Here is a 20,086-nt window from a genome sequence, read left to right on the forward strand (position 1 = left end):
CAATGGTTTTCTGACTTAAAGGTCAGGAAAATCGGTTTTGTCGATTAACGCGTGCTCTATTGAGTATTGACCCTGAGCGGAACCCCTGCTTTTTTGCTTGAATCGTGCCAAAAAGCGCCGTGCGGGCACTCCGCCATGCACGTGCATTTGCGCTACACTGCGCCGCTTGTGCAGATCGAAGAGTTTGAAGGACAACCATGACGTTCAAGGCGCCGGACAGCCTCGCCGAGCAAATCGCTCACCACCTCGCCGAACGCATCATTCGCGGCGAAATGAAGCCGGGAGAGCGCATTCAGGAACAGAAGGTCACGCTGGCCCTCAATGTCAGCCGCGGATCGGTCCGCGAAGCCCTGCTGATCCTCGAACGCCGTCACCTGATCGCGATCCTGCCGCGACGTGGCGCCCATGTCACCGAACTTACCGCACACAAGGTGCAGAGCCTGTGCACGCTGATGAGCGAGCTGTACATCCTGCTCGGCAATGCGGTCGCCAATGGCTGGCAGACCCAGGCCGACATGGCGCCGTTCGTGCAGATCCAGCAGCGCCTCACCGCCAGCTATGAGCGTCAGGACATCCGCACCTTCGTCGATGACAGCTTCGCCGTGATGCGCGCGGCGTACCCGTTTGCCAACAACCCGTACCTGCAAGAGACCGTCGAGAACCTGCAGCCGGCCATGAGCCGTGCGTATTTCCTCGCCCTCGAACAGCGCAAGGCCGAAATGAGCGAGTTCCTCGAACTGTTCGAACGCCTGCTGGCCGCTGTCCTCGCCCGTGATTTGCCGCAGATCCGCATCGTGCTGACGGCTTATGCCCAGCGCAGCTGCGATCTGGTGGTCTCCGCCCTGACGGGTGCCTGAGCGTGCGGCTAAAGTGCATCAAACTGGCGGGGTTCAAGTCCTTCGTCGACCCGACCACGGTGAACTTCCCCAGTAACATGGCGGCAGTCGTCGGGCCGAACGGTTGCGGCAAGTCGAACATCATCGACGCCGTTCGCTGGGTGATGGGCGAGAGTTCGGCGAAGAACCTGCGTGGCGAGTCGATGACCGACGTCATCTTCAACGGCTCGACCAGTCGTAAGCCGGTGAGTCAGGCGAGCATCGAACTGGTGTTCGACAACTCCGACGGCACGCTGGTCGGCGAATACGCGGCGTACGCCGAGATTTCCATTCGCCGCAAAGTCACCCGCGACAGCCAGAACAGCTATTTCCTCAACGGCGCCAAGTGCCGCCGTCGCGACATCACCGACATCTTCCTCGGCACCGGCCTCGGCCCGCGCAGCTACTCGATCATCGAGCAGGGGATGATCTCCAAGCTGATCGAAGCCAAGCCGGAAGACCTGCGCAACTTTATCGAAGAAGCGGCGGGCATCTCCAAGTACAAGGAGCGTCGGCGCGAAACCGAAAACCGCATCCGCCGCACCCACGAAAACCTTGCGCGTCTGACCGACCTGCGCGAAGAGCTGGAGCGCCAGCTCGAACGCCTGCACCGGCAGGCCGAGTCCGCCAAGAAGTATCAGGAATACAAAGCCGAAGAGCGCCAGCTCAAGGCGCAACTGTCGGCCCTGCGCTGGCAGGATCTGAACGATCAGGTCGGCCAGCGCGAATCGATCATCGGCAACCAGGAAGTCAGTTTCGAAGCGCTGGTCGCCGAGCAGCGCAATGCCGATGCCGCCATCGAGCGCCTGCGCGACGGGCACCATGAACTGTCCGAACGCTTCAATCTGGTGCAGGGACGCTTCTATTCGGTCGGCGGCGACATCGCCCGGGTCGAGCAGAGCATTCAGCACGGCCAGCAGCGCTTGCGTCAGTTGCAGGACGATCTGAAAGAAGCCGAGCGCGCGCGCCTGGAAACCGAATCGCACCTGGGTCATGACCGTACGTTGCTGCTGACCCTCGGCGAAGAGCTGGACATGCTCATCCCCGAGCAGGAAGTCACCAGCGCCGCCGCCGAAGAAGCCGCCGCCGCACTGGAAGATTCCGAAAGCGTCATGCACGGCTGGCAGGAGCAGTGGGACACCTTCAACCTGACTGCCGCCGAACCCCGGCGCCAGGCCGAAGTGCAGCAGTCGCGGATCCAGCAACTGGAAACCAGCATGGAACGGCTGGCCGATCGGCAAAAGCGTCTCGCCGAGGAGCGCGACTTGCTCTCCGCCGACCCGGAAGACGCGGCGATCATGGCGCTCAACGAGCAGCTCGCCGAATCCGAAGCGACCCTCGAAGATTTGCAGACCAGCGAAGAAGCGCAGGTCGAAAAACTTGAACAACTGCGTCAGGAATTGCAGCAGGCACTGACCGCGCAACAACAGGCGCAGGGCGATCTGCAACGGCTCAACGGGCGACTGGCGTCGCTGGAAGCCTTGCAGCAAGCTGCGCTCGATCCGGGCACCGGCACCGCCGAATGGCTGAAAGAACACAACCTCGCCGAACGGCCGCGTCTGGCCGAAGGCCTGAAGGTCGAGGCTGGTTGGGAGCTGGCGGTGGAAACCGTGCTCGGCGCCGATCTGCAAGCGGTGCTGGTGGATGACTTCAGCGGCTTCGATCTGTCCGGTTTCACCCAAGGCGATTTGCGCCTGCTCAGCCCCGCCAGTGATGGCGTGCGCGTCGCGGGCAGTTTGCTGGATAAAGTCGAGGCGCAGATCGATCTGTCGCCATGGCTCGGCCAGGTCAAACCGGTCGACAGCCTCGAACAGGCGCTGGCCCTGCGCGGGCAGTTGAGTGCCGGGCAGAGCCTGATCAGTCGCGACGGTTACTGGGTTGGTCGACACTTTCTGCGCGTACGTCGCGCCAGTGAAGCCGAGAGCGGCATGCTCGCCCGTGGCCAGGAAATCGAGGCGTTGCAGGCCGAACGCGAAGAGCGTGAAGCCACGGTCGAAGCCATGGAAACCCGCTTGCAGACCTTGCGTGCGCAACAGCGGCAGCAGGAAAACGGCCGCGAACACTTGCGCCGTTTGCTGCAGGACGAAGCCCGTTCCCAAGGTGAATTGAAAGCCCAGTTGTCTGCCGGTAAAGCCAAGGCAGAACAACTGACGCTGCGCCGCACGCGGCTTGACGAAGAGCTGATCGAGCTCGCCGAGCAGCGCGAGCTTGAGCACGAACAAGTCGGCGAAGCGCGCATGCAATTGCAGGAAGCGCTCGATGCCATGGCGCTGGACACCGAGCAGCGCGAATTGCTGCTGGCCCAGCGTGACAGCTTGCGCGAACGCCTTGATCGCGTGCGCCAGGAAGCTCGCCAGCACAAGGATCACGCCCATCAACTGGCGGTGCGTCTCGGTTCGCTGCGTGCGCAGCACGATTCCACGCGCCAGGCGCTGGAGCGTCTGGAAATGCAGGCCGAGCGCCTGAGCGAAAAACGCGAACAGTTGAGTCTGAATCTGGAGGAGGGCGAGGCGCCGCTGGAAGAGCTGCGCCTGAAACTCGAAGAACTGCTCGACAAGCGCATGACCGTCGACGAAGAACTGAAGACCGCGCAGATCGCGCTGGAAGACGCTGACCGCGAATTGCGCGAGGCGGAAAAGCGCCGGACCCAGGCCGAGCAGCAATCGCAACTGATCCGTGGTCAGCTCGAACAGCAGCGCATGGAATGGCAGGCGCTGACCGTGCGGCGCAAGGCGTTGCAGGATCAATTGCTTGAAGACGGCTACGATCTCAATGGCGTGCTCGCGACATTGACGCCTGAGGCCAGTGAACGCGCCGCCGAAGAAGAACTCGAACGGATCAATGCGCGGATTCAGCGCCTGGGCGCGATCAACCTCGCGGCCATCGACGAATACACGCAACAATCCGAGCGTAAACGTTATCTGGATGCGCAGGACGCCGATCTGGTCGAAGCATTGGAGACCCTGGAAAACGTCATTCGCAAGATCGACAAGGAAACCCGTAACCGTTTCAAAGATACCTTTGATCAGATCAATGGCGGTTTACAGGCGCTTTTCCCGAAAGTTTTCGGTGGCGGCAGCGCGTATTTGGAACTGACGGGCGAAGATCTACTCGATACAGGGGTGACGATCATGGCGCGGCCGCCAGGAAAGAAGAACAGCACCATCCATTTGCTCTCCGGCGGGGAAAAAGCCCTGACCGCGCTGGCACTGGTTTTTGCGATCTTCAAATTGAATCCGGCGCCGTTCTGCATGCTCGATGAAGTTGACGCGCCACTGGATGACGCTAACGTTGGACGCTACGCACGATTGGTTAAAGAGATGTCGCAGACCGTGCAGTTCATCTATATCACCCACAACAAGATCGCCATGGAAATGGCCGATCAACTGATGGGCGTGACGATGCACGAGCCGGGTTGTTCGCGACTGGTTGCAGTGGATGTCGAGGAGGCGATGGCGATGGTGGACGCCTGAGTCAGCGTGGTGTCGGAAGGGTATGAATAGCCTGTAGGACTTTTTTACCGACTTCGACTTGCTGGCCAATCGACATATTCGCGCAAGCCAACGTGACAGACGGTGTAAAGTTGTCTTTGGTCGTGCTAGTTTAATGTCAATTTTTCGTATACGTGGGCAAAACGCCTGTCAGAACATAGAGTTGGCGCCACGTTTTAAAGCGGTTTGCACAATGTAAACCCCTTATTTTTCAGCATTTTTTATAGAGGCACGGGATTACATGGAAATCGGTCTGCGCGAGTGGCTGATCGTCATCGGCATCATTGTGATAGCCGGTATTCTTTTCGATGGCTGGCGCCGTATGCGCGGCGGCAAGGGAAAACTGAAATTCCGTCTTGACCGAAGTCTGTCCAACCTGCCGGACGAGGACACCAGCGCTGAGCTGTTGGGCCCGGCCCGCGTGCTGGATACGCACAAAGAGCCACAACTGGACGAACACGATCTGCCATCGGTGAGCATGCCGGCCCGCGAAGCACGCGAGCCTCGCGAATCCGGTTCGAAACGTGGCAAGCGCGGCAGCAACGGTCCGGCCCAGGGCGACTTGAACCTCGACCTGGATCTGGACGGCGGTCCGAGCTTCAGCAGCCGTGATGACGACTTCGTCGAAGACAGCAAGCCTGCGCCGGCCGTGGCCGACAAGGATCAGCCGCAAGCCGAAGAAGTCCTGGTGATCAGCGTGATCTGCCGTGACGCCGCCGGCTTCAAAGGCCCGGCCTTGCTGCAGAACATTCTCGAAAGCGGTCTGCGTTTTGGCGAGATGGATATTTTCCACCGCCACGAAAGCATGGCCGGCAACGGTGAAGTGCTGTTCTCCATGGCCAACGCGGTCAAGCCGGGGATCTTTGATCTGGACGACATCGACCATTTCAGCACGCCGGCGGTGAGTTTCTTCCTCGGTCTGCCAGGCCCGCGTCATCCGAAGCAGGCCTTTGACGTGATGGTGGCGGCAGCGCGCAAGCTGTCCCAGGAGCTGAACGGCGAGCTGAAAGACGACCAGCGCAGCGTGCTGACCGCGCAGACTATCGAGCACTACCGTCAGCGCATCGTCGAATTCGAGCGCCGCGCCCTGACCCAGAAGCGCTAAGGCCAGAGCGCAGTTGTGGCGAGGGAGCTTGCTCCCGCTCGGTGGCGAAGCCGCCGTGATTTTGGGGCTGCTGCGCAGCCCGGCGGGAGCAAGCTCCCTCGCCACAATGTCCATAGCCCTGAGCCACTGTGATTTAGAGATTGAGCAGCCTCGGCTGCTCTTTTGCTTTATGAGAGAACACCCATGACCGCCGCCAAAAACCGCATTCTAGAGCTGCGCGCTGAACTCGATCAGCACAACTACCGGTACCACGTCCTCGACGAGCCGAGCATTCCGGACGCCGAGTACGATCGGTTGTTCCACGAGCTCAAGGCGCTGGAGGCGGCCAATCCCGAACTGATCACCAGCGACTCGCCGACCCAGCGTGTCGGCAGCGTGGCGTTGACTGCCTTCACCCAGGTGCGTCACGAAGTGCCGATGCTCAGTCTCGGCAACGCCTTCGAAGAAACCGACATGCGCGAATTCGACCGCCGGGTGACCGAAGGTCTGGATCTGCCGGCCGGTGATCTGTTCGGTGGCGGTGCGGCGGTGGAATACAGCTGTGAGCCGAAACTCGATGGACTGGCGGTCAGCCTGCTGTATCAGGACGGTGTGCTGGTACGCGGCGCCACCCGTGGCGATGGCACCACCGGTGAAGACATCAGCGTCAACGTGCGCACGGTGCGCAACATTCCGTTGAAGCTGCATGGCGAAGGCTGGCCGGCGACTCTGGAAGTGCGTGGTGAAGTATTTATGTCCAAGGCCGGTTTCGAGCGCCTTAACGCTTCGCAACTGGAAGTCGGCGGCAAGACCTTCGCCAACCCACGCAATGCCGCGGCCGGCAGCCTGCGCCAGCTGGATTCGAAGATCACCGCCAACCGCCCGCTGGAATTCTGCTGTTACGGCATCGGCCAGGTCTCCCACGATATCTCCGATACCCACATCGGCAACCTCAAGCAGTTGCAGAAGTGGGGCCTGCCGATCAGTCACGAGTTGAAACTGGCCAAAGGCATCGGCGAGTGCCTGGATTATTACCGCGACATCGGCGAACGGCGTAACGCGCTGGCCTACGAAATCGACGGTGTGGTGTTCAAGGTCAACAGCATCGCCGATCAGCGCGAGCTGGGCTTCCGTGCCCGCGAACCGCGCTGGGCGATTGCGCACAAATTCCCGGCCATGGAAGAGCTCACCGAACTGCTCGACGTGGAATTCCAGGTCGGCCGCACCGGCGCCGTCACCCCGGTGGCGCGGCTGAAACCGGTCAAGGTCGCGGGCGTCACCGTGGCCAACGCCACCCTGCACAACATGGACGAAGTGGCGCGTCTGGGCCTGATGATCGGCGACACGGTGATCATCCGCCGTGCCGGAGACGTGATTCCGCAGGTGGTGCAAGTGGTCACCGAACGTCGCCCCGAGAATGCGCGTCCTGTAGCGATTCCAGAGAACTGCCCGGTCTGCGGCTCCCATGTCGAGCGCACGCAACTGGTCAAGCGCAGCAAAGGCAAGGAAACCATCAGCGAAGGTGCGGTGTACCGTTGCGTTGGCCGTCTGGCCTGTGGTGCGCAGCTGAAGCAGGCGATCATTCACTTCGTCTCGCGTCGGGCGATGGACATCGAAGGCCTTGGCGACAAGAGCGTCGAGCAACTGGTCGACGAAGGTCTGGTCAGTTCGCCGGCCGATCTGTATGCGCTGAAGTTCGACGACATTGTCGATCTGGAAGGCTTCGCTGAAGTCTCCAGCAACAAGCTGCTGGCGGCGATTGAAGACAGCAAGCAGCCGGGGCTGGCGCGGTTCATTTATGCGCTGGGCATTCCCGACGTCGGTGAGGAAACGGCCAAGGTGTTGGCGCGCTCGCTCGGTTCGCTGGAGCGCGTGCAGCAGGCGTTGCCGCAAGTGCTGACCTACCTGCCGGACATCGGTCTGGAAGTGGCGCACGAGATTCACAGCTTCTTTGAAGATGCGCACAACCAGCAGGTGATCAGCGAGTTGCTGGGGCATGGCTTGCAGATTCAGGATCAGGGCGAGTTGGGCGCCGAGTTCGCCGCCAGCACCACGCTCGGCGGTCTGCTCGACAAGTTGCACATTCCCTTTGTCGGCCCGGGCGGCGCGCAAAAACTGGCGGACAAATTCGGTTCGCTGGAAGCGGTAATGAATGCCGACTGGCTGGACATGCGCCAGGCGCTGCCGGAGAAGCAGGCCAATTCGGTGCGTGAGTTTTTTGCTGTGGCCGAGCACCGGCAGATTGCCGAAGCGGCGGAGAAACAGCTGCGTGATTTCGGCATGCACTGGCTCAGCGAGAAGAAAGTCGTCGAAGGCCTGCCGTTGTCCGGCGAAACCTGGGTGCTGACCGGCAAGGTCGAGCTGATGAGCCGTGATGTGGCCAAGGAACATCTGGAAAGCCTTGGCGCCAAGGTCGCCGGTTCGGTATCGGCCAAGACCCACTGCGTAGTGGCGGGGCCCGGAGCCGGTTCGAAATTGACCAAGGCCAATGAGCTGGGGGTGAAGGTGATGGACGAAGAGGCGTTTATCGCTTTCCTGAAGGGACACGGTCTGTCCGTTTAAGAACAAAAGATCGCAGCCTTCGGCAGCTCCTACAGGGGATCAATGTGGCAAGACACTAATTCTGTAGGAGCTGCCGCAGGCTGCGATCTTTTGCTTTTCCCCACACAAAGCGTGGGAACGATCAGCGCACGAGGATGATCTAGTCTTGGCAAGCCCCAGGGAGAGATCGCCATGTACCGCTTTTTCGAGCAGCTCAGTTCTCGCATCGTCGCGCCGTTCATGGGCGAGTCTTCACGCAACAGCAAAATCTGGCCGTGCCGCTGCGGCCAGTCGCTGTTCTTTCGCAACAGCCAGTGCCTGGCTTGCAGCGCCATGCTCGGCTATCAGCCTGAAGCAAGTCGCCTGACCTCGCTGCAGCCCGGGCCGCAGGACGGTAGCTGGACACTCGATGCCGATCCCGATGCCGGATTGTTCCGCCGCTGCGCCAATCTCGACACTCCCGCCGCCTGCAATTGGCTGCTGCCGGATAACGGCCGCGACAGCCTGTGCGTCGCCTGCAGCCTCAATCGCACCATCCCCGACCTCTCGGTGCCGGAAAACCCTGAGCGCTGGCGCAAAGTGGAAATCGCCAAGCGCCGGCTGGTGGCGCAACTGATCACCCTCGGGCTGCCGGTCATCCCGAAAACCGTGGATGAAGAGCGCGGCCTGGCCTTTGATTTCATCGGCGTCGACCTCGAAGGCAACGCGCCAATGACCGGCCACGCCAACGGCCTGATCACCCTCGACATCAAAGAAGCCGACGACGCCCATCGCGAGCAGGTGCGGGCGGCGATGCATGAACCTTATCGCACGCTACTCGGGCATTTCCGGCATGAGGTCGGGCATTATTACTGGGATCGTCTGATCGCCAACGGCCCGTGGCTCGAAGCCTTCCGCAACCTGTTCGGCGACGAGCGCGCCAGTTACGCCGAAGCGCTCGACCGTCACTATCAACAAGGCGCGCCGCTGGACTGGCCACAACACTACGTCAGCGCCTACGCGACCATGCACCCGTGGGAAGACTGGGCGGAAACCTGGGCGCATTACCTGCACATGATGGACGCGGTGGACACCGCACTGGGTTTCGGCATGAGTGCACGGGAGATGGACTTCGACTATCAGCCGTTTCCACCCAGCACACTGTATGACCCAGAGCATCCCGGCGGCGCGGCGTTCCTGTCGTTCGTCAACGCCTGGATCGAACTGGCGGGCATGCTCAACGAACTGTCGCGCAGCATGGGCCAGCCGGATTTCTACCCGTTCGTGCTGCCGGCGGCGGCGATTGCCAAGCTGCACTTCATTCATCTGGTGATCCAGCAGGCGGGCGGCAAAGCGGACGAGGTGCTGACCCTGTAGGCGCTGCCGCAGGCTGCGATCTTTTCGGGCTCAGCGCATGTCCTTGAACCCGTTCATATTTTTATCTGCAACCAACGGTTGTAACTTCATCTCAGACAGGTACAATGGCGCGGCTCGCCGACAGGTGAGTGTCGTTATGGTGACCCCATCGGTCCCCCCGCAACGATTACCCGTGAACCTGGTCAGATCCGGAAGGAAGCAGCCACAGCGGGAACATTGTGTGCCGGGGTGTGGCTGGTGGGGTTACCACCTTAACGAACAAAGAACGCTTCAACAGAACTGCATGGGTTTCGCCCACTGCGGTTTTTTTATGCCCGCGATTTGGGCTTTCACGCCAGCCCCTGTGGGAGCGAGCCTGCTCGCGAAGGCTGCCCCCCGATGCCTGTTCAGCCACCAAGGTTGAACAGTGGCATACTCCACCGTCTTGCTGCGCGCGTCGTTGACAAGTTCGCGCCCTGGCTACGAGGTTGTATGCACCCGGAACATCACGATTTATCCACCGCCGTTTACTTGCCCGTGACGGACGAGACCTGCGCGAGCCTGTTGCAGCCCGATGGCGTGACAATCCTCGACACGCTGACCGATGCGCAGCTCGCCGCCGTGCTGGTCATCCAGAATCTGGCTCAGGCCGCCGAGAAGGATCTCACTGCCGCTGCGGCGGAGAAGGTGCTGGCGCGGCTGATTGCGTGGGCGGTCGATGGCCGGACAGGGTTGCTGTCCGAGGCGCAACGACTGTTCGATCCGCGTCAGCTGTATTTCGGCCTGAACGCCATCAGGGGATTGAATCTGCGTTTGCTGTTGGCTGACGAGGTGTCGGCGCAGGATTACTTGCTGCCCGATGGCAAGTGGGATGATGAGTTCAAAACGCGCCACCACGCGGCCAATAATCCGTTCAGCCAGCAGATGATCAGCCCGGCACACCGCGAGCGCTGGCTCAGCGCTGCGCAAGACAAACTGGTCAGAACCTTCCGCGCCAACCTCGATGAAGACCTGCACGTCCAAGGCTACGCCGGGATCGGCAAGAGTCACCTGATCGGCGCCTTGACCGAGTGTCTGGATCCCGCGAAAACCCTGCTGCTGGCACGCACGCCGGAAAAACTCGCGACGCTCCGCCAACGCATGGGCGTTACCGGTGACCGCAAACCCGGCATCACCTTTGAAGCGTTCGCACGCGGGCTGATTTATGGGCGCAAGCTGCCACCCGCAGGCGCCGCCGGCCGGGTCGCGAGCAAACAGAGTCTGGCGCAGGCGCTGAATATCCTGGGCTTTCGCGAGCACGACGCGCAACGCACCCTGAGCGTTTGTCTGGAAACCCTCGAGCGCTATTGCCACTCCCGGGACTACAGCCTGTCGGCGCATCATCTGCCGCATTTCAAACTGTCCTTGTCCAGCCTTGAGTCCAAGGTGTTGCTGGAGTATTCGAGCCGCGTCTGGACTTACCTCGAGGCCAACCCGGCATGGGGCCGGCAGAGCGGCTTCGAAGCCTTGTTGCTGATCAAGCGGGCAAGCCTCGCGGGCTGCGTGGTGCCGCCGCGGTATACCCATGTGCTGATCGACGAGAGTCAGGACATTCCCGCGTCGCTGCTGCAGATTATCGAGCGCGGCCGGCAGGTGCTGATCACGCTGGGCGATGAGTACCAGCACGCCGAGCGCGATCTGGTGAAAAGAAAGCGTGAAGTGCGCCAGAGCGATATCACTTATTCAGTGCGTTCGGGGTGCAACGTCGAGCGTCTGGTCAATCCGCTGATTTCCCGGCACTCGGAAAAGAGCAAGATACCCTTCGAAGGCGCGCGTGAGGCGGACGTCGGCATCGAGTTTTATCCACAGGGCTTTGTCCCGCCGCAAGGTTGTGTGGTGCTGACGGCGTCACCGTGGGACACCATGAAGTGGGCGATGCAGCTGCACGATGCCAATTGCCCGTTCAGCTTTGCCGACATGAAAGCGCAGCGCGACCTCGAACACTTCATGACCAGTGCCATCGAGTTGTTCAGGGTCGATTACTACAGTTCCACGCACAGCGAGAAGGGCGCGCATCGCTATTTCAGCGACGTGCCGAAGTGGCAGCAGGTGCGCGAGGCCAACCAATACGACGAGGCGTTTCTGTGGGTCGAGGCCGAGCTGGAGAAGGGCTTCAAGGTCGCTGACCTGACCCGGCTCAACCGGATGATCGGCAGCCCCGGCAAAAGCTGCCTGCTGATGCCGGCGCAGGAGGCGGGCGGCATGGAGTTCGACCGCGTTCTGCTGACGCCCGAACTGCTGACCAACGTGCAGTTCAAGGACGCCTACGCGTTCGATCAGCGGATCTGCGCCGTGTACATCGCCATCTCCCGCGCCCGCCAGCAGCTTTATCTGCCGTACGATGTGGTCGAGTGGATCGAGTTTCACGACTACCAGAAATTCCGTGAGTCGCACGGTTACTGAATAATCCTCTGTGGGAAATATCCCCCCCCATAAAAAGGGGTTATGGGGTGGTTTCCGAGGAACCGGTATACAGCCGGATGATGTCATCAATCTCCCCCGACATTTTCATCCGCAGCAACGTGCGCAGGATCCGCTGCACCGGCACCTGCGGATCATTCCTCACATAGCAGCCGACATGCTGCTCCTGCAGCACCGCCACCCCTCGCAGTTGCTGTTCGGGCAGCAGGCGCTGATTGAACCAGTCCAGTGTCCATTGATTGCTCACCGCATAGCGATAACGCCCGGCCAGGAGTTTTTCCAGCACTTGTTCCTGATTGCGCGCGTCGTCGCGTTGCAGGTGGTCGGCGTCGAACAGCGGCTGCAGAGTCGGGTAGGTGTAGCCGAGCACGGTGCCGATCGATTGCCGGGGCAGGCGGGCGGGATCGATGTGGAGCGGTTGATTGTCGCGGCTGATCAGCAGATCGCGCTGGAACAGCAGCGGGAGGCTCCAGATGTAGTCTCCGGACTGATTCGGTAGCCACGATTGTGCGGCATAGCAGCGCACGTCGACTTCACCGTGTTCCATGGCGTTCTGCACCCGGGCGCGCGGCAGCACATGGAATTCGGCGGGTACGCCGACCTGTGTCGCCAGGCTGAGCATGATGTCGTGGAGAATGCCCTGGGTGGGGCGGCCGTGCTCGATTTGCACCATGGGCATCGCCCAGCTGTCGGCCACGACGAAGCGCAGCGGCGGTTCGGCGGCGTTCACGCTCAGACTGATCCCCAACAAAGCTCCCAAGGCCCAACGCATAAATGCTCCGATGAGTCCCGACCACGAGCGAAATTTCCTCGCCAACAGCAGCTTAGCCAGATTAGACGAGCACACCGGATGCAATTTTGCCCTTGCTCCGCTAGCATTAGCCGCTTCAGCTTCCTTCGTTGCGACGGTTTTCGATGAGTTATCAGGTTCTTGCACGTAAATGGCGTCCGCGCTCGTTCCGCGAAATGGTCGGCCAGACCCATGTGCTCAAGGCTCTGATCAATGCCTTGGACAGCCAGCGGCTGCACCACGCGTACCTGTTCACCGGTACTCGCGGGGTCGGCAAGACCACCATTGCGCGGATCATTGCCAAATGCCTGAACTGTGAGACAGGTATCACTTCCAGCCCCTGCGGCGAGTGTTCGGTGTGCCGCGAGATCGATGAAGGGCGCTTCGTCGACCTGATCGAGATCGACGCCGCGAGCCGGACCAAGGTCGAGGACACCCGCGAACTGCTCGATAACGTGCAGTACGCGCCGAGCCGTGGGCGTTTCAAGGTCTACCTGATCGACGAAGTGCACATGCTCTCCAGCCATTCCTTCAATGCGCTGCTGAAAACCCTCGAAGAGCCGCCGCCGTACGTCAAGTTCATCCTCGCGACCACGGATCCGCAGAAACTTCCGGCAACGATTTTGTCGCGTTGCCTGCAGTTCTCGCTGAAGAACATGACGCCCGAGCGCGTGGTCGAGCATCTGACCCACGTGCTCGGCGCCGAAAACGTGCCGTTCGAAGACGACGCGCTGTGGCTGCTGGGCCGCGCCGCTGACGGCTCGATGCGTGACGCCATGAGTCTGACCGACCAGGCCATCGCCTTCGGTGAAGGCAAGGTATTGGCCGCCGATGTGCGGGCGATGCTCGGCACGCTGGATCACGGCCAGGTCTTCGACGTGCTGCACGCACTGATCGAAGGCGACGCCAAGGCGTTGCTCGAAGCCGTGCGCCACCTGGCCGAGCAAGGCCCGGACTGGAATGGCGTGCTCTCGGAAATGCTCAACGTGCTGCACCGTGTCGCCATTGCCCAGGCCTTGCCTGAAGGTGTCGACAACGGTCATGGCGACCGTGACCGCGTATTGGCTTTGGCTCAGGCGCTGCCGGCCGAAGACGTGCAGTTCTATTACCAGATGGGCCTGATCGGCCGCCGCGACTTGCCGCTGGCGCCGGACCCGCGTGGCGGTTTCGAGATGGTGCTGCTGCGGATGCTGGCCTTCCGGCCCGCCGACACCGCGGACGCCCCGAGGCAACCGCTAAAGCCAGTGGGGATCAGCCAGGCCACAGTTGATTCCGCAAACTCCGTGGCTGCCGCGCCCAAGCCTGCGCCGGTAGTCGCTGCGGCCGTTGCGCCAACGCCAGCGGCGGTTGCTGCGCCGGTTCCGGAGGCAGCGCCTGTGGTGACCGCCGCGCCGGCACCTGCGCCGGAAGCAGAACCAGAGCCAGTCGCCGAAGCAATGGTCGACCTGCCGTGGAACGATCCGGTCGAACCTGAGCCGGAACCCGCGCCTGTGCAGCAGCCGGCCGTCGAGCCAGTACTGGAAACCGCCAGCGAGCAGCCCGAATTGCCGCCGATGCCGTTGCCGACCCCGGACAGCGTGGTGCCGGATGCGCCGGAGTGGGCCGCTGCGCCGATTCCCGAACCGTCGGTCGCCGACGTTGATGCCGCTACACCCGGTATGGATCTGGACGACGAGCCGCCCCTGGACGAAGACTACATCGAGCCGGACATGGATTCGGCCTACAGCTACCTCGACGACCTGGCCAGCGAACACACCGCCGAGCCGGCCCCGGAACCTGAGCCAGAGCCTGCCGCCGCGCCGGCCACCGGTCTGGCGTTGCAATGGCTGGAGCTGTTCCCGCAACTGCCGATCTCCGGCATGACCGGCAGCATCGCCGCCAACTGCACGCTGATTGCGGTCGATGGCGACCATTGGCTGATGCACCTGGACCCGGCGCACAGCGCACTGTTCAACGCCACGCAACAGCGGCGCCTGAACGATGCGTTGAACCAGTTCCACGGTCGCACGCTGAGCCTGACCATCGAGCTGATCAAGCCCGAGCAGGAAACCCCGGCGCAAGCTGCTTCGCGGCGTCGGGCCAACCGTCAGCGCGAGGCGGAGGAATCGATCCACGGCGATCCGTTCATCCAGCAGATGGTCCAGCAGTTCGGTGCGGTGGTGCGACACGATACTATTGAACCTGTCGATGCCTTGGTCGCCCAAGGCTAATAACTGAGGGCGTTCGGCGTTAAGCGCCGGGCGCTGTTTTGATCCAAGTACTTTTGAGGTGATTCCCATGATGAAAGGTGGCATGGCCGGCCTGATGAAGCAGGCGCAGCAGATGCAGGAAAAAATGGCCAAGATGCAGGAAGAACTGGCCAACGCCGAAGTCACTGGCAAGGCCGGTGGCGATATGGTCACCGTGGTCATGACCGGTCGTCACGACGTGAAAAGCGTCAGCATCGACCCAAGCCTGGTTGAAGGCCTGAGCGAAGACGACAAGGAAATGCTCGAAGCCGTGGTCGCCGCCGCCGTCAACGACGCCGTGCGCAAGATCGAAGCCAACAGCCAGGAAAAAATGGGCAGCATGACCGCCGGCATGAACCTGCCAGCGGGGATGAAACTGCCATTCTGATTCGCCAACGCGGGTTGGATGAGCTACACAAAATGCCAGGCATCGCGCCTGGCATTTTTTTTTCCGTTTCTGGGGCGTTCGGTATTCGTTTGTGGCGAGGGAGCTTGCTCCCGCTCGGCGACGAAGTCGTCGTAAACCCTGAAAACCCGGTATACCTGAAAGGAAGCAGGGGAGCGCTTCGCACTCCAGCGGGAGCAAGCTCCCTCGCCACAGGCGTCTAGTAGAAACATCGAACGCTGTGATGCCACCAAGGTCTGCTCCCTATACCCCCGAATTCATCATTCACAGGAGACGCTGACATGTCCGACCCTCTGACCCTCAATCAACGCTTTGTCCTCGCCTCGCGCCCGGTCGGTGCGCCAACCCCGGAAAACTTCCGTCTGGAGCGCGAAGCGTTGCCTGACCTGGAAGACGGCCAGGTGCTACTCAAGACCCTGTACCTGTCGCTGGACCCCTACATGCGCGGACGCATGAGTGACGCACCGTCCTACGCCGCGCCGGTACAAATCGGCGAAGTGATGACCGGTGGTGCTATCAGCCGAGTCGAGGATTCGCGTCATCCGAAATTCCACCAAGGCGATCTGGTGGTCGGCCTCACCGGCTGGCAGAGCCACAGCATCAGCGATGGGCGCAACATCATGCCGATCCCGTCCGGCCTGCCGAGTCCGTCGATGGCGCTTGGCGTGTTGGGCATGCCGGGTATGACTGCGTATATGGGGCTGATCGACATCGGTCAGCCGAAAGAAGGTGAAACGCTTGTCGTGGCTGCTGCGTCCGGCGCCGTCGGCTCGGTGGTGGGTCAAGTGGCAAAAATCAAAGGCCTGCGCGCCGTGGGTGTGGCCGGTGGTGCCGACAAATGCCAATACGTGGTCGAGGAGCTGGGTTTCGATGCCTGCATCGATCACAAGGCGCCGGACTTTGCCGAGCAACTGGCCAAAGCCTGCCCGAACGGCATCGATATCTATTATGAAAACGTGGGCGGGCATGTGTTCGATGCGGTGGTGCCGCTGCTCAATCCCAAGGCACGCATTCCGCTGTGCGGGCTGATTGCCGGTTACAACGCCACTGAAGCGCCGCAAGGTCCGGATCGCCTGCCGATGCTGCAGCGTACGTTGCTGACCAAGCGTGTGCGGATTCAGGGCTTTATCGTGTTTGATGACTACGGCGACCGTCAGCCGGAGTTCATCAGCCACATGGTGCCGTGGGTGCGTGACGGCAAGGTGAAATTCCGCGAAGACGTGGTGGAAGGTCTGGAGCAAGCGCCCGAGGCGTTTATCGGTCTGCTGGAGGGGCGCAACTTCGGCAAACTGGTGGTGAAGGTCGCCCAGGACTGAGCATTTGACGCTGGCCGGAGGCGCGGGTATAAACCGCGTCTCGTTGTTTTGTCGGACTTTTTACCCATGAGCTTCAGCCCTTTGATTCGCCAACTGATCGACGCCCTGCGCACCTTGCCCGGCGTGGGTCAGAAAACCGCCCAGCGCATGGCGTTGCAGTTGCTCGAACGTGACCGCAGCGGCGGCACGCGCCTGGCCCAGGCTCTGAGCCAAGCCATGGAAGGGGTGGGTCACTGCCGTCAGTGCCGCACGCTGACCGAAGACGATCTGTGCCCGCAATGCGCCGACACGCGCCGCGACGACACACTGCTGTGCGTGGTGGAAGGGCCGATGGACGTCTATGCGGTGGAGCAGACCGGTTTCCGTGGACGCTACTTCGTGCTCAAGGGCCACCTGTCGCCGCTCGACGGTCTGGGGCCGGAAGCTATCGGTATTCCGCAGTTGATGGCGCGCATTGAAGAGGCGGGCACGTTTACCGAAGTCATCCTCGCCACCAACCCGACGGTGGAAGGTGAAGCTACTGCGCATTACATCGCTCAACTTCTGGCCAACAAAGGCCTGATCGCCTCGCGGATTGCCCACGGTGTGCCGTTGGGTGGGGAGCTGGAGTTGGTGGATGGCGGGACTCTGGCGCATTCGTTTGCCGGGCGTAAACCGATTTCCCTCTGACAGGTGTATCGCCTGATCTGGCCCCATCGCTGGCAAGCCAGCTCCCACAGTGATTTCGGTCGTTCACAAATGTTGTGCACACTAAAGAAACCTGTGGGAGCTGGCTTGCCAGCGATGGGCGCACCTCGATTTGGCTGATTCACACAATTGTGTTGAAAACCAAGCAAGCGCTCGGTTAACGTCGGCCAACCCTTCGATGGAGTTCGCCGATGCCTGCCTTCCAGGAATACTTCGACCCCAGCCACCAAATGGTTCGCGACAGCGTCAGACGTTTCGTCGAGCGCGAGATCCTGCCGGACATCGACGCGTGGGAAGAAGCCGAAGGCTTTCCCCGTGAGCTGTACATGAAGGCCGGGGCGGCGGGGATTCTTGGCATCGGTTATCCCGAAGCGCTGGGTGGCAGCCACGAAGGTGATCTGTTCGCCAAGGTTGCCGCCAGCGAAGAACTGATGCGCTGCGGTTCCGGTGGTCTGGTCGCCGGCCTCGGTTCGCTGGATATCGGCCTGCCACCGATCGTCAAATGGGCCCGGCCCGAGGTGCGCGAGCGCGTCGTGCCGCAAGTGCTCAGCGGCGAGAAAATCAGTGCGTTGGCGATTACCGAGCCCGGCGGGGGTTCCGACGTCGCCAACCTGCAAACCCGCGCCGTGCGTGACGGCGACGTCTACCGGGTCAGCGGCAGCAAGACCTTCATTACCAGTGGCGTACGCGCCGACTTCTATACCGTCGCCGTGCGCACCGGAGCGCCGGGTTTCGGCGGCGTCAGCCTGCTGTTGATCGAGAAGGGCACCCCCGGCTTCACCGTCGGCCGCCAGTTGAAAAAAATGGGCTGGTGGGCCTCGGACACCGCTGAGCTGTTCTTCGACGATTGCCGGGTGCCTGTGGGCAATCTGATTGGCGCCGAGAACATGGGTTTTGCCTGCATCATGGGCAATTTCCAGAGCGAACGGCTGGCGCTGGCGTTGATGGCCAACATGACCTCGCAGCTCGCCCTCGAAGAAGCGCTGAAATGGGCGCGCGAGCGTGAAGCATTCGGCAAGCCGATCGGCAAGTTTCAGGTGATCAAACATCGGTTGGCCGAAATGGCCACGGCGCTGGAAGTGTCACGCGAGTTCACCTATCGGCAAGCGGCGAAAATGGCGGCGGGGCAGAGCGTGATCAAGGAGATTTCCATGGCCAAGAACGTCGCCACGGACACCTCGGACCGGATCACCCGCGAAGCGGTGCAGATCCTCGGTGGCCTGGGTTACATGCGCGAGAGCCTGGTGGAGCGGCTGTATCGGGATAACCGCATTCTGTCGATCGGCGGCGGGACGCGGGAAGTGATGAACGAAATCATCAGCAAGCAGATGGGGCTTTAAAAGCAAAAGATCGCAGCCTTCGGCAGCTCCTACAGGGAAACGCATCCCTTGTAGGAGCTGCCGAAGGCTGCGATCTTTTGATCTTTACTATTTATCGGTCAAAGCAAACTGCGTCAGACAGAAAGTAGGGATGCCCATGTCTTCCAGACGCTGCGAACCGCCAAGCTCTGGCAGATCGATAATCGCCGCCGCCTCATGCACCCGCGCGCCCATGCGGCGGATCAGGTTGGCCGCTGCGATCAGCGTGCCACCGGTGGCAATCAGATCATCGAACATCACCACCGAATCACCTTCGCACAGGCTGTCGGCGTGGACTTCGAGGAACGCTTCGCCGTATTCGGTCGCGTAACCTTCGGCCAACACGTCCGCCGGCAGTTTGCCCTGCTTGCGGAACAGCACCAGCGGCTTGTTCAACTGGTAGGCCAGCACCGAACCGATCAGGAAGCCGCGCGCATCCATCGCGCCGATGTGGGTGAAGTCGGCTTCCACATAGCGGTGGGCGAAGCTGTCCATCACCAGGCGCAGGGCCTTGGGCGACTGGAACAGCGGGGTGATGTCGCGAAAGATCACGCCCGGTTTCGGGAAGTCGATCACGGGGCGGATCAGGGATTTGATGTCGAAGGAGTCGAAGACCATCGTCGAGGTGTCCTGGCAGGGCTGCAAACGGCGCAGTATACCCGCGGCTGAAACGCTTCGCTCAACCGCGGATCGAGATCAGCCTTCGAGCGAGCCGCCGGCCAGGGCGCAGAGCTGGATCGGGTCGAGGATGTGGATCTCCTTGCCCTCGGCGGCGATCAGTTCGTTCTGCTGAAAGCGCGTGAACACCCGCGACACGGTTTCCACCGCCAGGCCCAGGTAATTGCCGATTTCGTTGCGCGACATGCTCAGGCGGAACTGGTTGGCCGAGAACCCGCGAGCGCGGAAGCGGGCCGACAGGTTGACCAGGAACGTGGCGATGCGCTCGTCGGCGGTTTTCTTCGACAGCAACAGCATCATTTGCTGATCGTCACGGATCTCGCGGCTCATCACCCGCATCAGTTGCCGGCGCAGCTGCGGCAGTTGCAGGGCCAGTTCGTCGAGGCGTTCGAAAGGGATTTCACAGACCGAGGTGGTTTCCAGCGCTTGGGCCGACACTGGATGTTTCTCGGTGTCCATGCCGGACAGACCGACCAGTTCGCTCGGCAGGTGGAAACCGGTGAGCTGTTCTTCGCCGGTGTCGCTCAGGCTGAAGGTCTTCAGGGCGCCGGAGCGTACTGCATAAACGGAATCGAAGGTGTCACCCTGGCGGAACAGGAACTCACCCTTTTTCAACGGGCGACCACGTTTAACGATTTCGTCCAGCGCATCCATGTCTTCCAGATTCAGAGAAAGTGGCAGGCAGAGAGGAGCCAGGCTGCAATCCTTGCAATGGGCCTGGTTGTGAGCGCGCAGTTTGACTGGCTCGGACATTTCTTAAATCCTTGTGGGAAAACACACATAAGCCGTAAGGGTAACCCACGGGAGGACATTCAGGCCAGTCTGGGGCGAGATTGC

General features: G+C 61.4%; 14 protein-coding genes and 1 other RNA gene. 12 read left to right on the top strand and 3 right to left on the bottom strand.

Annotated features, from left to right (window positions below; translation table 11 throughout):
- The first annotated feature begins 197 nt into the window (after window positions 1-197).
- From GTQ41_RS09300 to GTQ41_RS09330, 7 genes are all read left to right on the top strand, one after another.
- On the top strand, window positions 198-857 hold the full coding sequence (locus GTQ41_RS09300; protein ID WP_047293032.1) for a GntR family transcriptional regulator: 660 nt from the start codon (window positions 198-200) through the stop codon (window positions 855-857).
- A 2-nt stretch (window positions 858-859) separates the two neighbouring features.
- Window positions 860-4,348, top strand: coding sequence for a chromosome segregation protein SMC (gene smc, locus GTQ41_RS09305; protein ID WP_047293034.1), 3,489 nt, complete (start codon window positions 860-862; stop codon window positions 4,346-4,348).
- Between the two features lie 259 nt (window positions 4,349-4,607).
- The gene (gene zipA / locus GTQ41_RS09310) at window positions 4,608-5,471 is read left to right on the top strand and encodes a cell division protein ZipA (RefSeq protein WP_047293036.1); all 864 of its coding nucleotides are present in this window, start codon (window positions 4,608-4,610) and stop codon (window positions 5,469-5,471) included.
- 183 nt (window positions 5,472-5,654) lie between these two features.
- Window positions 5,655-8,012: an NAD-dependent DNA ligase LigA gene (gene ligA / locus GTQ41_RS09315; RefSeq protein ID WP_047293060.1), complete on the top strand. Its 2,358-nt coding sequence runs from the start codon at window positions 5,655-5,657 to the stop codon at window positions 8,010-8,012.
- A gap of 171 nt (window positions 8,013-8,183) precedes the next feature.
- Window positions 8,184-9,347: a putative zinc-binding metallopeptidase gene (locus GTQ41_RS09320; RefSeq protein WP_047293062.1), complete on the top strand. Its 1,164-nt coding sequence runs from the start codon at window positions 8,184-8,186 to the stop codon at window positions 9,345-9,347.
- A gap of 146 nt (window positions 9,348-9,493) precedes the next feature.
- Window positions 9,494-9,590: signal recognition particle sRNA small type (gene ffs / locus GTQ41_RS09325), an RNA gene on the top strand.
- Window positions 9,591-9,818: 228 nt separating this feature from the next.
- Complete coding sequence (locus GTQ41_RS09330) at window positions 9,819-11,768, top strand: hypothetical protein (RefSeq protein WP_047293064.1); 1,950 nt, start codon at window positions 9,819-9,821, stop codon at window positions 11,766-11,768.
- A 40-nt stretch (window positions 11,769-11,808) separates the two neighbouring features.
- Here the strand turns inward: GTQ41_RS09330 and GTQ41_RS09335 are convergent, their stop codons facing one another.
- Window positions 11,809-12,558 (bottom strand): ABC transporter substrate-binding protein, encoded by a 750-nt coding sequence (locus tag GTQ41_RS09335; protein WP_047293067.1) that lies wholly within the window; start codon window positions 12,556-12,558, stop codon window positions 11,809-11,811.
- 143 nt (window positions 12,559-12,701) lie between these two features.
- Here GTQ41_RS09335 and dnaX point away from each other — a divergent pair, with 143 nt between their 5' ends.
- The 5 genes from dnaX to GTQ41_RS09360 all read left to right on the top strand — a co-directional run bounded on the left by dnaX (window position 12,702) and on the right by GTQ41_RS09360 (window position 18,553).
- Window positions 12,702-14,786 carry a DNA polymerase III subunit gamma/tau gene (gene dnaX / locus GTQ41_RS09340; RefSeq protein WP_047293069.1) on the top strand — a complete coding sequence of 695 codons (2,085 nt, stop codon included), beginning with the start codon at window positions 12,702-12,704 and terminating at the stop codon, window positions 14,784-14,786.
- 67 nt (window positions 14,787-14,853) lie between these two features.
- A complete protein-coding gene (locus GTQ41_RS09345) occupies window positions 14,854-15,192 on the top strand; it encodes a YbaB/EbfC family nucleoid-associated protein (protein ID WP_003223337.1) in 339 nt (112 codons plus the stop codon).
- A gap of 299 nt (window positions 15,193-15,491) precedes the next feature.
- On the top strand, window positions 15,492-16,526 hold the full coding sequence (locus GTQ41_RS09350; RefSeq protein WP_047293071.1) for an NADP-dependent oxidoreductase: 1,035 nt from the start codon (window positions 15,492-15,494) through the stop codon (window positions 16,524-16,526).
- A gap of 66 nt (window positions 16,527-16,592) precedes the next feature.
- Window positions 16,593-17,195 (top strand): recombination mediator RecR, encoded by a 603-nt coding sequence (recR, locus tag GTQ41_RS09355; RefSeq protein WP_007965550.1) that lies wholly within the window; start codon window positions 16,593-16,595, stop codon window positions 17,193-17,195.
- A gap of 209 nt (window positions 17,196-17,404) precedes the next feature.
- Window positions 17,405-18,553 carry an acyl-CoA dehydrogenase family protein gene (locus tag GTQ41_RS09360; protein WP_047293075.1) on the top strand — a complete coding sequence of 383 codons (1,149 nt, stop codon included), beginning with the start codon at window positions 17,405-17,407 and terminating at the stop codon, window positions 18,551-18,553.
- An 87-nt stretch (window positions 18,554-18,640) separates the two neighbouring features.
- Here GTQ41_RS09360 and GTQ41_RS09365 read toward each other — a convergent pair whose 3' ends face one another.
- Together GTQ41_RS09365 and fnr are read right to left on the bottom strand one after the other, a co-directional pair.
- Window positions 18,641-19,189 (bottom strand): adenine phosphoribosyltransferase, encoded by a 549-nt coding sequence (locus GTQ41_RS09365; RefSeq protein ID WP_003223345.1) that lies wholly within the window; start codon window positions 19,187-19,189, stop codon window positions 18,641-18,643.
- Window positions 19,190-19,267: 78 nt separating this feature from the next.
- Window positions 19,268-20,002, bottom strand: a complete 735-nt coding sequence (fnr, locus tag GTQ41_RS09370) for a fumarate/nitrate reduction transcriptional regulator Fnr (protein WP_025110355.1) — start codon at window positions 20,000-20,002, stop codon at window positions 19,268-19,270.
- Between the last annotated feature and the right edge of the window lie 84 nt (window positions 20,003-20,086).

Origin of the sequence: Pseudomonas sp. AN-B15, assembly GCF_019056475.1 — a bacterium.
Classification (GTDB): Bacteria; Pseudomonadota; Gammaproteobacteria; order Pseudomonadales; family Pseudomonadaceae; genus Aquipseudomonas; species Aquipseudomonas parakoreensis.

What these genes read in the sequence shown, in the direction of transcription:
- GTQ41_RS09300 (WP_047293032.1), top strand. Translation starts at nt 198, where the DNA reads ATGACGTTCAAGGCGCCGGACAGCCTCGCCGAGCAAATCGCTCACCAC.
- zipA (WP_047293036.1), top strand. Translation starts at nt 4,608, where the DNA reads ATGGAAATCGGTCTGCGCGAGTGGCTGATCGTCATCGGCATCATTGTG.
- ligA (WP_047293060.1), top strand. Translation starts at nt 5,655, where the DNA reads ATGACCGCCGCCAAAAACCGCATTCTAGAGCTGCGCGCTGAACTCGAT.
- GTQ41_RS09320 (WP_047293062.1), top strand. Translation starts at nt 8,184, where the DNA reads ATGTACCGCTTTTTCGAGCAGCTCAGTTCTCGCATCGTCGCGCCGTTC.
- GTQ41_RS09330 (WP_047293064.1), top strand. Translation starts at nt 9,819, where the DNA reads ATGCACCCGGAACATCACGATTTATCCACCGCCGTTTACTTGCCCGTG.
- GTQ41_RS09335 (WP_047293067.1), bottom strand. Translation starts at nt 12,558, where the DNA reads ATGCGTTGGGCCTTGGGAGCTTTGTTGGGGATCAGTCTGAGCGTGAAC.
- dnaX (WP_047293069.1), top strand. Translation starts at nt 12,702, where the DNA reads ATGAGTTATCAGGTTCTTGCACGTAAATGGCGTCCGCGCTCGTTCCGC.
- GTQ41_RS09345 (WP_003223337.1), top strand. Translation starts at nt 14,854, where the DNA reads ATGATGAAAGGTGGCATGGCCGGCCTGATGAAGCAGGCGCAGCAGATG.
- GTQ41_RS09350 (WP_047293071.1), top strand. Translation starts at nt 15,492, where the DNA reads ATGTCCGACCCTCTGACCCTCAATCAACGCTTTGTCCTCGCCTCGCGC.
- recR (WP_007965550.1), top strand. Translation starts at nt 16,593, where the DNA reads ATGAGCTTCAGCCCTTTGATTCGCCAACTGATCGACGCCCTGCGCACC.
- GTQ41_RS09360 (WP_047293075.1), top strand. Translation starts at nt 17,405, where the DNA reads ATGCCTGCCTTCCAGGAATACTTCGACCCCAGCCACCAAATGGTTCGC.
- GTQ41_RS09365 (WP_003223345.1), bottom strand. Translation starts at nt 19,189, where the DNA reads ATGGTCTTCGACTCCTTCGACATCAAATCCCTGATCCGCCCCGTGATC.
- fnr (WP_025110355.1), bottom strand. Translation starts at nt 20,002, where the DNA reads ATGTCCGAGCCAGTCAAACTGCGCGCTCACAACCAGGCCCATTGCAAG.